Source organism: Prevotella brunnea (assembly GCF_008016795.1).
Classification (GTDB): Bacteria; Bacteroidota; Bacteroidia; order Bacteroidales; family Bacteroidaceae; genus Prevotella; species Prevotella brunnea.
The window spans coordinates 1-11,763 of the sequence record NZ_SDIK01000069.1 but is presented as its reverse complement, the minus strand read 5'-3'; the positions used below and the strand labels follow the sequence as shown (position 1 = coordinate 11,763).

Genomic DNA, 11,763 nt, shown 5'->3' with positions numbered 1-11,763 from the left:
ATACAAAGATAAGAAAAAAGGAGCTTACACACTTTTATAGGACAGTACCAATGTATGGCTGAATACCCCATCAACAAGGGCATCGGCCGTCCGGTTGAGTTCAAAGGTCTGAAGGCTCAATACCTGTTCATCTTCGCAGGTGGGTTGCTGGCTCTCTTCATCCTCTTCGTCATCCTCTACATGGTCGGCATCGGCCAGTGGATATGTATCGGCTTCGGTGCGGTGTCGTCGTCCATCCTCGTATGGCAGACCTTCGCACTGAACGCCCGGTACGGCGAGCACGGACTGATGAAGCTGGGAGCGGCACGCAGCCACCCCCGATACCTTATCAACCGACGGCGGATAACCCGATTATTCAAGAACAAACAGAAAACGGAACAAGAATGAGGAACATATCCAAAATGACAACACTGGAAAACAAGTTTCCCCTGCTGGCGGTGGAGCACGGCTGTATCGTCTCAAAGGATGCCGACCTCACGGTCGCCTACGAGGTGGAGCTGCCGGAACTCTACACTGTGACGGGTGCGGAATACGAGGCCATACACGGCTGCTGGTGCAAGGCCATCAAGGTGCTGCCCGACTATTCCATCGTCCACAAGCAGGACTGGTTCATCAAGGAACGCTATCAGCCGGAACTTCACAAGGACGACATGAGTTTCCTGAGCCGCTCGTTTGAGCGTCACTTCAACGAGCGTCCCTACCTGAAGCACACCTGCTACCTCTTCCTTACGAAGACCACGAAGGAGCGCAACCGTATACAGAGCAACTTCAGCACGCTGTGCCGTGGGCATATCATCCCCAAGGAACTGGACAGGGAGACAGCGGAGAAATTCATGGAGGCTACGGAACAGTTCGCCCGCATCATGAACGACAGCGGCTTCATCAGGCTGCGCCGTCTCACAACCGATGAGATTGTCGGTACGGAGGACAAGGCCGGACTCATAGAGCGTTATTTCTCCCTCATGCCCGAAGGCGACCGCACCTTGCAGGACATCGACCTCTCGGCAAGGGAGATGCGCATCGGCGACAACCGCCTGTGCCTGCACACCCTCTCCGATGCGGAAGACCTGCCCGGCAAGGTATCCACCGATGTCAGGTACGAGAAACTCTCCACCGACCGCTCTGACTGCCGTCTCTCCTTTGCCAGTCCCGTGGGACTGCTGCTGCCCTGCAACCACATCTACAACCAGTATGTGATTCTCGACAATAGCGAGGAGAACCTGCAGAAGTTCGAGAAGTCCGCCCGTAACATGCAGTCGCTCTCCCGATACAGTAGAAGCAACAGCATCAACCGTGAGTGGATAGAGCAATACCTGAACGAGGCGCACTCCTACGGACTGACCTCAGTGAGGGCGCACTTCAACGTCATGGCGTGGAGCGACGATGCGGAGGAGTTGCGCCACATCAAGAACGACGTGGGCAGTCAGCTGGCAGGCATGGAGTGCATGCCGCGCCACAACACCATCGACTGCCCCACGCTTTACTGGGCGGCGATGCCCGGCAATGCGGCGGACTTCCCTGCGGAGGAGTCGTTCTACACCTTCACCGAACAGGCCGTGTGCCTCTTCACGGAGGAGACCAACTACCGCAGCTCGCTCTCGCCCTTCGGCATCAAGATGGTGGACAGGCTCACGGGCAAGCCCCTGCACCTCGACATCAGCGACCTGCCCATGAAGCGGGGCATCACCACCAACCGCAACAAGTTCGTGCTGGGCCCGTCGGGCAGCGGCAAGTCGTTCTTCATGAACCACCTCGTGCGCCAGTACTACGAGCAGGGCACGCACGTGGTGCTGGTGGATACGGGAAACTCCTATCAGGGACTATGCGAGATGATACGGCGCAAGACCCACGGCGAGGACGGCGTATATTTCACCTACACGGAGGAGAAGCCTATCTCGTTCAACCCGTTCTATACAGATGATTATGTGTTCGACGTGGAGAAGAAGGACAGCATCAAGACGCTGCTGTTGACGCTCTGGAAGTCGGAAGACGACAAGGTGACGAAGACGGAGAGCGGCGAGCTGGGCAGTGCGGTGAACGCCTACATCGAGCGCATCAGGGCAGACCGGAGCATCACTCCCTCGTTCAACACCTTCTACGAGTACATGCGCGACGACTACCGCCGCGAACTGGCGGAGCGGGAGATAAAGGTGGAGAAGTCCGACTTCAACATCGACAATATGCTCACCACCATGCGGCAGTATTACCGGGGCGGACGCTACGACTTCCTGCTCAACTCCACGGAGAACATCGACCTGCTCGGCAAGCGGTTCATCGTCTTCGAGATTGACAGCATCAAGGAGAACCGTGAGCTGTTCCCCGTGGTGACCATCATCATCATGGAGGCCTTCATCAACAAGATGCGCCGATTGAAGGGCGTGCGCAAGCAGCTGATTGTGGAGGAGGCATGGAAGGCTCTCTCTTCGGCGAACATGGCGGAATACCTGAGGTACATGTACAAGACCGTGCGCAAGTATTACGGCGAGGCCATCGTGGTGACACAGGAGGTGGACGACATCATCTCCTCACCCGTGGTGAAGGAGAGCATCATCAACAACTCCGACTGCAAGATACTGCTCGACCAACGGAAGTACATGAACAAGTTCGACCAGATACAGGCGTTGCTCGGACTGACGGAGAAGGAGAAGTCGCAGATTCTCTCCATCAACATGGCCAACCACCCGTCAAGGCTCTACAAGGAGGTGTGGATCGGGCTGGGCGGCACGCAGTCGGCGGTCTATGCCACCGAGGTGAGTGCGGAGGAATACCTTGCCTACACCACCGAGGAAACGGAGAAGGTAGAGGTCTATCGGCTGGCGGAGCAACTGGGCGGAGACATCGAAGCCGCCATCCGGCAGCTGGCGGAGAAAAGAAGGACAAGCAAGACATGACATTTATCACAACCAATTTTATCACATTCAACAATGATTCAGAACATGGGAAGAAGATTGAAGACAACAAGCAGGCAGATGCTGCTCCTTTGCGGCATCGTGCTGGGAATGGCGAGTATGGCCATGCAGTCGTGCAGTGAGGCAGCAAGGGACGACCGTCCCGCCCTCTGCGGCAACTGGGAGAGCGTGGAGGGTAAGCCCGACGTGCTCATCTATAAGGAGGGCAAGGCATACAAGGTGACGGTGTTCAAGCGCAAGGGGCTGGGACGCGAGCTGAAACCGCAGACTTACCTCCTGCAGATGGAGAACGGCAACCTCTTCATGAATACGGGATTCCGCATCGACGTGGCCTACAACGAGGAGACGGACGTGCTGACCTTCTCGCCCAACGGGGACTATGTAAGAGTAAGACAGGAACAGACCAAACAATAGCGAGCAATGAAAGCAAGAATGACAATCCTTATCTGCCTGTGCCTGCTGACGGCGGGCAAGGCAAGCGCACAGTGGACGGTCATCGACCCGTCCAACATCGCGCAAAGCATCGTGAACACCTCCAAGAACGTGGCGCACACATCGACGACGGCGACCCACATGGTCAAGAACTTTCAGGAGACGGTGAAAATCTACGAGCAGGGCAAGAAGTATTACGATGCCCTGAAGTCGGTGAACAACCTCGTCAAGGATGCCCGCAAGGTGCAGCAGACCATCCTGATGGTGGGCGACATCACGGACATCTACGTGAACAGCTTCCAGAAGATGATGCGCGACGAGAACTTCACGGTGGAGGAACTCTCTGCCATCGCCTTCGGCTACACCAAGCTGCTGGAGGAGACGGGCGACGTGCTGACGGAGCTGAAGAACGTGGTGAACATCACCACGCTCTCCATGACGGACAAGGACCGCATGGACGTGGTGGAGGGCTGCTACCAGAAGATGAAGCGGTACCGCAACCTCGTGAGCTACTACACCAACAAGAACATCAGCGTGAGCTACCTGAGGGCGAAGAAGAAGAACGACCTCGACCGCGTGATGGGGCTCTACGGCAGTGCGAACGAAAGATACTGGTAGCCTATGGATTTCGAGAACCTTCACCAGATACTGCGGTCGCTCTACGACGAGATGATGCCGCTGTGCGAGGACATGGCGGGCGTGGCGAAAGGCATCGCCGGACTGGGCGCACTCTTCTACGTGGCCTACCGGGTATGGCAGTCGCTGGCGCGGGCCGAACCGATTGACGTGTTCCCGATGCTCCGTCCGTTTGCCATAGGGCTGTGCATCATGTTCTTCCCCACGGTGGTGCTGGGCACGCTCAGCGGAGTGCTCTCGCCGATTGTGCAGGGCACGGCCAAGATGCTGGAGGCGGAGACGCTGGACATGAACGAGTACCGGGAGCAGAAGGACAAGCTGGAATACGAGGCGATGAAGCGCAACCCCGAGACGGCCTACTTAGTGTCGAACGAGGAGTTCGACAAGCAACTGGAGGAACTGGGGTGGTCGCCCGACGACCTTGTCACCATGGCTGGGATGTACATCGAGCGGAGCATGTACCAGATGAAGAAGGGCGTGCGCGACTTCTTCCGTGAGTTGCTGGAACTGCTGTTTCAGGCCGCTGCCCTCGTGATAGACACGCTGAGGACGTTCTTCCTCGTGGTGCTGTCGATACTTGGGCCGATAGCCTTCGCTATCTCTGTGTGGGACGGTTTCCAGAGCACGCTGACGCAGTGGATATGCCGCTATGTGCAGGTGTATCTGTGGCTGCCCGTGTCGGACATGTTCAGCACCATACTGGCCAAGATACAGGTGCTGATGCTGCAGAGCGACATCGAGCGGATGCAGGCCGACCCGAACTTCTCGCTGGATTCGAGCGACGGGGTGTATATCGTGTTCATGATCATCGGCATCATCGGCTACTTCACCATCCCCACCGTGTCAGGCTGGATTATCCAGGCCGGAGGCATGGGCAACTACGGGCGCAACGTGAACCAGACGGCTGGTAAGGCTGGCGGCTTCGCCGGCAGCGTGGCGGGTGCTACCGCTGGCAATGTGGCCGGACGTGTCGGGAAACTGCTGAGATAAAGAAAGTATGTGTAACATCAAAACAAGGAGAAAACAAGAAAATGGAATTCAAGTCATTAAAGAACATCGAGACATCGTTCAGGCAGATTCGCCTGTTCAGCATGGTGTTCCTCGCCTTGTGTGCCGTGGTGACGGTGTGGAGCGTGTGGAGTTCCTACCGTTTTGCGGAGAAGCAGCGGGAGAAAATCTATGTGCTGGACAACGGGAAGTCGCTGATGCTGGCCCTCTCGCAGGATCTGTCGCAGAACCGTCCGGCGGAGGCGAGGGAGCATGTGCGCCGCTTCCACGAGCTGTTCTTCACGCTCTCGCCGGAGAAGAGTGCGATAGAGCACAACGTGAAGCGGGCGCTGCTGCTGGCTGACCGCAGCGTGTACAACTACTATTCGGACTTTGCGGAGAAGGGTTACTACAACCGCATCATCGCAGGCAACATCAATCAGGTGCTGAAGGTGGACAGCGTTGTGTGCGACTTCAACGGCTATCCGTACCGTGCCACGACCTACGCACGACAGCAGATTATCCGACAGAGCAACATCACGGAGCGCAGCCTTGTGACGACATGCCGCCTGCTGAACGCCTCGCGTTCGGACGACAATCCCAACGGCTTCACCATCGAGGGATTCACCATCATTGAGAACAAGGATTTACAGACAATCAAACGATGACGGGTATGAAAGAAAACAGAATCAGGAAATCGGCGTGGAGGCTCTTCTGGAGTCTCCACGACAAAAGGAAACAGATGACAGAGCTGGTCAAGGACCGGCTGGAGGGTCTGCCACAGCCGACGAAGAGACGCATCGTATTGGGAATGCTCGTCGCCTTTGCGGTGCTTGCCCTCTACACTTTCGGCAAAGCCGTCTATGACGTCGGAAGGGACGAAAGCCGGAAGATGGAGATAGACCATGCAGGGCAGGTGGAACTGTCCATCAAGCCCACAGTTAGTAATCACACAACACCTTATTATTATTTATATGGAACAGACGAAGATTGAAGTACAGGACAAGACTCCTGACAAGGAGAAAAGCAAGGAAAAGCCTAAGCAGGAGCGCACACCACTCACGGAGGCGGAACGGCTGAGACGTCAGAAGATGATTGTGCTGCCTGCCATGGTGCTGGCGTTCCTCGGTGCGATGTGGCTGATTTTCGCCCCATCGTCTGACGGGACGAAAGAGCCGGGCATGGACGGCTACAACATGGAGATGCCGGATGCCGACAAGGCGGACAGGCAGATTATCGGCGACAAGGCGAAGGCCTATGAGCAGGGCGCAATGGAGGAACGCAAGGAAAACCGCAACCGCTCGATGATGGAGCTGGGGGATATGTTCGACCGTGAAGTAGCGGGAAACGAATCCTCTGCGGATTTCAGCCTGACCGATAATGACAGTGTGGAAAAGAGCAAGCCCCTGGCGCCGCAAAGCATCCGTTCGTCTGCCACCGCCTATCGTGACTTGAACACCACGCTTGGCAGTTTCTATGAGCAGCCAAAGGAGGAAAATGCGGAGATGGAGGAGCTGCTGGAGCGCATTGCCTCGCTGGAATCAGAACTTGAAAGCGAGAAAGACAAGGCTTCCGATATGGACGACCAAGTGGCACTCATGGAAAAGTCCTACGAACTGGCGGCAAAATATATGGGCGGTCAGAATGGCGGACAACCCAAACAGGAGGCAATGCCTGCCACTGTGAGCAAAGCAGGAAAGAATGCTGTCAGTCCCGTAAGACAGGTGACGAAGCAGGTGGTATCCGCCCTCGGACAGCCGATGAGTAACGAGGAGTTCGTCGCCGCCAATGCGCAGGAGCGAAATTATGGTTTCAACACCGCTGTGGGCAAGGTCGGGGTGACGGACAAGAACACCATATCGGCGTGCGTCTATGGAGCGCAGAGCGTGACGGACGGGCAGGCGGTGAAGCTGCGCCTGTTGGAGCCGATGGCCGTGGCGGAACGGATTATTCCCCGAAATGCAGTGGTGGTAGGGGCGGCACGTGTGCAGGGCGAACGCCTCGACATCGAAATCACCTCAATAGAGCATGAGGGGACTATCGTGCCTGTGGAGCTTTCGGTCTATGACACGGACGGGCAGCAGGGTATCTTCATCCCCGGCTCTATGGAGATGGATGCGGTGCGGGAGGTTGCCGCCAACATGGGCGGCTCGCTCGGCAGCAGCATCAACATCTCCACCAATGCGGGGGCACAGTTGGCCTCCGACCTCGGCAAAGGACTGATACAAGGCACAAGTCAGTATATCGCCAAGAAGATGCGTACGGTGAAGGTGCATCTGAAAGCGGGCTACAAGGTGATGCTGTATCAGGACAGAGACTGAGAAATATAAAAGATAAAGTAACAACAATCCAATTTTTATTCACCACTAAAATCCAAAGTGAAATGAGAAAAGCAATCATGATTCTTGCCCTCGCGATGGGCATCGTAACTGCCAATGCGCAGGAGAACAAGACCGTGAATGAGAGCAACGGGAGTGACGGACAGCCTACCCTGACCAAGGAGGTCTATCCGCAGAAGGAGACGGAGGGCGACCTGTATCACGGGCTGACGAAGAAGCTGACCTTCGACCGCATGATACCACCCCACGGGCTGGAGGTGACGTACGACAAAACCGTACACATCATCTTCCCGGCAGAGGTGCGCTATGTGGATTTGGGCTCGCCCAACCTGATAGCGGGCAAGGCGGACGGTGCGGAGAACGTGATCCGTGTGAAGGCGACCGTGAAGAACTTCAAGAACGAGACGAACATGAGCGTCATCACGGAGGACGGCAGTTTCTATACCTTCAACGTGAAATATGCTAAGGAGCCGCTGCTGCTCAACGTGGAGATGTGCGACTTCATCTATGACGGCGAGGCGGTGAACCGTCCGAACAATGCGCAGGAGATTTACCTGAAGGAACTGGGCAGCGAGAGTCCGATGCTGGTGCGACTTATCATGAAGTCCATCCACAAGCAGAACAAGCGTGAGGTGAAGCACATCGGCTGCAAGCGTTTCGGCATACAGTACCTACTGAAAGGAATCTATACGCACAACGGACTGCTGTATTTCCACACGGAAATCAAGAACCAGAGCAACGTGCCGTTTGATGTGGACTATGTGACATGGAAGATTGTGGACAAGAAGGTGGCGAAGCGCACCGCCGTGCAGGAGCAGGTTATCCTGCCGCTCCGTGCGCAGAACTATGCTACCTGTGTGCCGGGCAAGAAGAGCGAGCGCACAGTGTTCACGATGGCGAAGTTCACCATCCCCGACGACAAGTGCCTCGTGGTGGAACTGAACGAGAAGAACGGTGGCCGTCACCAATCCTTCGTGATTGAGAACGAGGACTTGGTGCGTGCCAATACCATCAACGAACTTCAAGTGCGCTGACTCTATGAAGAAATGTCTTTTTATGATTATCGCGTCGCTTGCCCTTTTCACGGGGCAGGCGCACGCCCAGCGATGCCTGCCGAAAATGCAGGGCATTGAGGTGAAGGCGAACATGGCGGACGGCTTCAAACTTGGTGGCAACGATGGCGGGTACAGTCTTGGTGCAATTCTCTCCACCTATACCAAAGGGGGCAACAAGTGGGTGTTCGGTGGCGAATACCTGCTGAAGAACCAGTCCTACAAGGAGAAGAAGATACCCGTGGCGCAGTTTACGGCGGAGGGTGGCTACTATCTGAAAGTGCTGTCGGACGCAAGGAAGGTGCTCTTTGTCTATGCTGGGGCTTCGGCTCTTGCAGGCTATGAGACGGTGAACTGGGGCGACAAGGTGCTGTACGACGGGGCGATGCTCCACGATAAAGCTTCCTTCATCTATGGCGGTGCGCTGACACTCGATGTGGAGTTTTATGTGGCCGACCGTGTAGCCCTGCTCGCCAACCTTCGGGAACGGTGTCTCTGGGGCAACTCCACAGGGCATTTCCATACGCAGTTCGGCGTGGGCGTGAAGTTCATCATTAACTGATATGGTGTATGGAGATTGACGCATTGAGGCAGATACCGCTGGCCGATTTTCTTGCAAGGCTCGGACACGAGCCGCTGAGGATGAGGGGCAATGAATGGTGGTATGCCGCACCTTACCGCACGGAACGCACTCCCTCGTTTCGTGTGAACGTGGACAAGCAACTTTGGTATGACTTCGGTCTTGGCAAAGGCGGTGACATCTTCACGTTGGCAGGCGAGTTTGTCCGTAGCAGCGACTTCATGGAGCAGGCAAGATTCATAACGGAAGCGGGCTTTGTTCCGCTTCCGCAGATAGAACCTCGTCCTCATAAGACCGTGGAAAAGAAGCCTGTCTTTGAGGAGATGGAGATAAGGCCGTTAAGTCATCGGGCATTGCTCTCGTATGTGGAGGAGCGTGGAATTGCTCCGGCGATTGCCCAACGGCATTGCAAGGAAGTCCATTTCCGGCTCTACGGAAAGCGGTATTTTTCCATCGGTTACGGAAATCGTTGCGGTGGTTTTGAGCTGCGCAACCGCTTTTTCAAGGGGTGCATACCTCCAAAGGACATCACTTCATTCAGACAGGGAAGCAGTAGCTGCCACCTCTACGAGGGCTTTATGGATTGGCTTTCTGCACTGACTCTGGGCATCGGGAATGAGGAGGACAGCCTTGTGCTGAACTCCGTAGCCAATGTGGACAAGGCAATACCTGCCTTGGAGGATTACCAAGAAATAGTCTGCCACCTCGACCATGACGATGCTGGACACAGGACGGTGGAAGTCCTGCGTAAGCGTTTTGGGGAGCGTGTGGCAGACCATTCCGGACTCTATTCGGGCTACAAGGACTTGAACGAGTACCTTGTGGCCAAACAGAAAATCAGTAACCATCAAAACAAAGAATGACAATGAACATCAAGAATATCAAGAACCTGAGAGTGAAACTTATGAGTATGGCAACCGTCCTGTTCGTGGGGCTGATGGGGTGTTTCCTCGCCTCCTGCGACGACGAGCTGGAGATCCAGCAGTCCTATCCGTTCACGGTGGAGACGATGCCCGTTCCCAACAAAGTGACAAAGGGGCAGACGGTGGAGATACGCTGCGAGATGAAGAAGGAGGGCAACTATACCAATGCGCTCTACACCATCCGCTATTTCCAGTTTGAGGGTGAGGGTATGCTGAAAATGGACAACGGTATTACGTTCCTGCCCAACGACCGCTACCTGCTCGAAAATGAGAAGTTCCGCCTGTATTACACATCGGGATGCAGCGAGGCACAGAACTTCATCGTGGTGGTGGAGGACAATTTCGGGAATGCCTACGAGATGGAGTTTGACTTCAACAACCAGAACGCGAAGGACGATACGCTGTCTGTTGTCCCCATCAGTAACTTCAAGCCCTTGTCGTGATGATGCGGATATTCATGGCAATCTGCTGTGCGCTCCTTACGGTCTGCCCTCTGCTTGCACAGGGCGACCGCACAGAGGCGGCAAGGATTTATCGCCTGCCACGGTTTGAGAGGGCGGTGCGCTGCATCAAGTTCTTCGAGGGCTGGCATACCGAAATACATCATCCGTATGTAGCATATGGCCATCAGTTGCAACCGGGAGAAAGGTATTCCGCAAGAACTATGACACGCAAGCAGGGCGAGGCGTTGCTGCGGAAGGATTTGCGGAAGTTCTGTGCCATGTTCCGCAAGTTTGGGAAAGATTCTCTTTTGCTTGCCACACTTGCCTACAATGTCGGACCATATCGGCTCTTGGGAAGCAACAAGATACCCAAAAGCACGCTGATAAGGAAGTTAGAGGCTGGCGACCGCAACATCTATCAGGAGTACATCGCTTTCTGCAACTACAAGGGGAAACGGCACAAGATGCTGCTCAAACGCAGGAAGGCGGAGTTTGCGCTACTGTACGAGCCTTAAAAGAACTGATAAATAATAGTTAGGCGTGCCATTTTGTCATTTGGCACGCTTTTTGCACTTTTTGTAATAAAAGCGTAAAAATATGGATTATTCCCAAAAACTGAGACAAATAAATAATCGATACAATCCAGATTCTTCAGTGCTCGTAGAGCAAAGGATGTTCAGTGGAGAGTCTGCATATGATAAAGATGTGGCAAGGTATGTAATGCGTGCAATGAAGGCGGTTGATGATGAATACACAAAACGTACCAAAGCCGCAGGGGAGGTCGTTAAACAGCATCTGAGAGAATCTCTAACGAATGTATCGTATGAATACCAAGGCTCTGTTATGACAGATACACACATAAGGGGAGCTAGTGATATAGACTTGCTTGTACTATGTGAGAAATTTGTCGGAACAGACATTTTTAAGGTAAGACAAGAATTAGCGAAAACATGGAAATATAATGACTGTCAAATTGGCAGATTGTGTCAGTTCGATAACTCATTTTCTCAATATGAGGGAAATAGTTCTCAGGATATGGCATCCTTGCGGACACAGATTGAAAAGATAATGTCACGTACATATACTATATGTGACACATCAAAGCCAAAGGCTGTGAAAATTACTAATCAAAATCTTCATCGAGATGTAGATATTGTAACATCATCATGGTTTCAATCATTGGATTATGTATTGGATGGAATGCCAGAGAATGAACGTGGCATAAAAATATATAATAAAAGCACTGGACTTTCTGAAGGACCGGATTATCCGTTTCTAAGCATATCAAGAATAAACCAAAGAAGTGCAGATACAAATGGACGTTTGAAAAGAATGATCAGGTTTCTAAAAAATGTTCGTACAGATTCTGAGAAAGATATCCCACTTACAAGTTTTGAAATCAATGCTATCTGCTACTCAATACCAGTACAAGATTACGTACAAAAAGAATTATTACTGTCCG

At 53.9% G+C, this 11,763-nt stretch carries 14 protein-coding genes; all 14 read left to right on the top strand.

Going from position 1 to position 11,763, the window contains the following annotated elements; translation table 11 throughout:
- Window positions 1-54: 54 nt before the first annotated feature.
- Window positions 55-387, top strand: coding sequence for a DUF4133 domain-containing protein (locus tag ETF27_RS09040; RefSeq protein WP_021824845.1), 333 nt, complete (start codon window positions 55-57; stop codon window positions 385-387).
- Entirely contained in the window at window positions 384-2,891 is a 2,508-nt protein-coding gene (locus ETF27_RS09035; protein WP_021824899.1) for a TraG family conjugative transposon ATPase, read from the top strand. The genes ETF27_RS09040 and ETF27_RS09035 overlap by 4 nt, the downstream gene beginning before the upstream one ends.
- Window positions 2,892-2,969: 78 nt before the next feature.
- Window positions 2,970-3,323, top strand: coding sequence for a DUF3876 domain-containing protein (locus ETF27_RS09030; protein ID WP_036906537.1), 354 nt, complete (start codon window positions 2,970-2,972; stop codon window positions 3,321-3,323).
- A 6-nt stretch (window positions 3,324-3,329) separates the two neighbouring features.
- Window positions 3,330-3,959 (top strand): DUF4141 domain-containing protein, encoded by a 630-nt coding sequence (locus ETF27_RS09025; protein WP_021825033.1) that lies wholly within the window; start codon window positions 3,330-3,332, stop codon window positions 3,957-3,959.
- Between the two features lie 3 nt (window positions 3,960-3,962).
- Entirely contained in the window at window positions 3,963-4,967 is a 1,005-nt protein-coding gene (traJ, locus tag ETF27_RS09020) for a conjugative transposon protein TraJ (protein WP_021824950.1), read from the top strand.
- 41 nt (window positions 4,968-5,008) lie between these two features.
- Window positions 5,009-5,632 (top strand): conjugative transposon protein TraK, encoded by a 624-nt coding sequence (gene traK / locus ETF27_RS09015; protein WP_021824925.1) that lies wholly within the window; start codon window positions 5,009-5,011, stop codon window positions 5,630-5,632.
- Between the two features lie 5 nt (window positions 5,633-5,637).
- Window positions 5,638-5,958 carry a TraL conjugative transposon family protein gene (locus tag ETF27_RS09010; RefSeq protein ID WP_036906540.1) on the top strand — a complete coding sequence of 107 codons (321 nt, stop codon included), beginning with the start codon at window positions 5,638-5,640 and terminating at the stop codon, window positions 5,956-5,958.
- Window positions 5,939-7,285 carry a conjugative transposon protein TraM gene (gene traM / locus ETF27_RS09005; RefSeq protein WP_021824983.1) on the top strand — a complete coding sequence of 449 codons (1,347 nt, stop codon included), beginning with the start codon at window positions 5,939-5,941 and terminating at the stop codon, window positions 7,283-7,285. The genes ETF27_RS09010 and traM overlap by 20 nt, the downstream gene beginning before the upstream one ends.
- Window positions 7,286-7,347: 62 nt before the next feature.
- Window positions 7,348-8,337, top strand: a complete 990-nt coding sequence (gene traN / locus ETF27_RS09000; RefSeq protein WP_036906443.1) for a conjugative transposon protein TraN — start codon at window positions 7,348-7,350, stop codon at window positions 8,335-8,337.
- Window positions 8,338-8,341: 4 nt separating this feature from the next.
- Complete coding sequence (locus ETF27_RS08995) at window positions 8,342-8,917, top strand: conjugal transfer protein TraO (RefSeq protein ID WP_036906446.1); 576 nt, start codon at window positions 8,342-8,344, stop codon at window positions 8,915-8,917.
- 8 nt (window positions 8,918-8,925) lie between these two features.
- On the top strand, window positions 8,926-9,798 hold the full coding sequence (locus ETF27_RS08990) for a toprim domain-containing protein (protein WP_021825160.1): 873 nt from the start codon (window positions 8,926-8,928) through the stop codon (window positions 9,796-9,798).
- A 2-nt stretch (window positions 9,799-9,800) separates the two neighbouring features.
- Window positions 9,801-10,301, top strand: coding sequence for a DUF3872 domain-containing protein (locus ETF27_RS08985; RefSeq protein ID WP_036906543.1), 501 nt, complete (start codon window positions 9,801-9,803; stop codon window positions 10,299-10,301).
- On the top strand, window positions 10,301-10,816 hold the full coding sequence (locus ETF27_RS08980; RefSeq protein WP_036906449.1) for a glycoside hydrolase family protein: 516 nt from the start codon (window positions 10,301-10,303) through the stop codon (window positions 10,814-10,816). The genes ETF27_RS08985 and ETF27_RS08980 overlap by 1 nt, the downstream gene beginning before the upstream one ends.
- Before the next feature lie 82 nt (window positions 10,817-10,898).
- On the top strand, window positions 10,899-11,763 hold an 865-nt coding region (locus ETF27_RS08975; RefSeq protein ID WP_147785729.1), incomplete at its 3' end, for a hypothetical protein.

Bases quoted from the DNA above. Each gene is read 5' to 3' on its own strand.
- traN (WP_036906443.1), top strand. From the start codon at position 7,348: ATGAGAAAAGCAATCATGATTCTTGCCCTCGCGATGGGCATCGTAACT.
- ETF27_RS09040 (WP_021824845.1), top strand. From the start codon at position 55: ATGGCTGAATACCCCATCAACAAGGGCATCGGCCGTCCGGTTGAGTTC.
- ETF27_RS09035 (WP_021824899.1), top strand. From the start codon at position 384: ATGAGGAACATATCCAAAATGACAACACTGGAAAACAAGTTTCCCCTG.
- traK (WP_021824925.1), top strand. From the start codon at position 5,009: ATGGAATTCAAGTCATTAAAGAACATCGAGACATCGTTCAGGCAGATT.
- ETF27_RS08985 (WP_036906543.1), top strand. From the start codon at position 9,801: ATGAACATCAAGAATATCAAGAACCTGAGAGTGAAACTTATGAGTATG.
- traM (WP_021824983.1), top strand. From the start codon at position 5,939: ATGGAACAGACGAAGATTGAAGTACAGGACAAGACTCCTGACAAGGAG.
- traJ (WP_021824950.1), top strand. From the start codon at position 3,963: ATGGATTTCGAGAACCTTCACCAGATACTGCGGTCGCTCTACGACGAG.
- ETF27_RS09010 (WP_036906540.1), top strand. From the start codon at position 5,638: ATGAAAGAAAACAGAATCAGGAAATCGGCGTGGAGGCTCTTCTGGAGT.
- ETF27_RS09025 (WP_021825033.1), top strand. From the start codon at position 3,330: ATGAAAGCAAGAATGACAATCCTTATCTGCCTGTGCCTGCTGACGGCG.
- ETF27_RS08995 (WP_036906446.1), top strand. From the start codon at position 8,342: ATGAAGAAATGTCTTTTTATGATTATCGCGTCGCTTGCCCTTTTCACG.
- ETF27_RS08980 (WP_036906449.1), top strand. From the start codon at position 10,301: ATGATGCGGATATTCATGGCAATCTGCTGTGCGCTCCTTACGGTCTGC.
- ETF27_RS08990 (WP_021825160.1), top strand. From the start codon at position 8,926: ATGGAGATTGACGCATTGAGGCAGATACCGCTGGCCGATTTTCTTGCA.
- ETF27_RS09030 (WP_036906537.1), top strand. From the start codon at position 2,970: ATGCTGCTCCTTTGCGGCATCGTGCTGGGAATGGCGAGTATGGCCATG.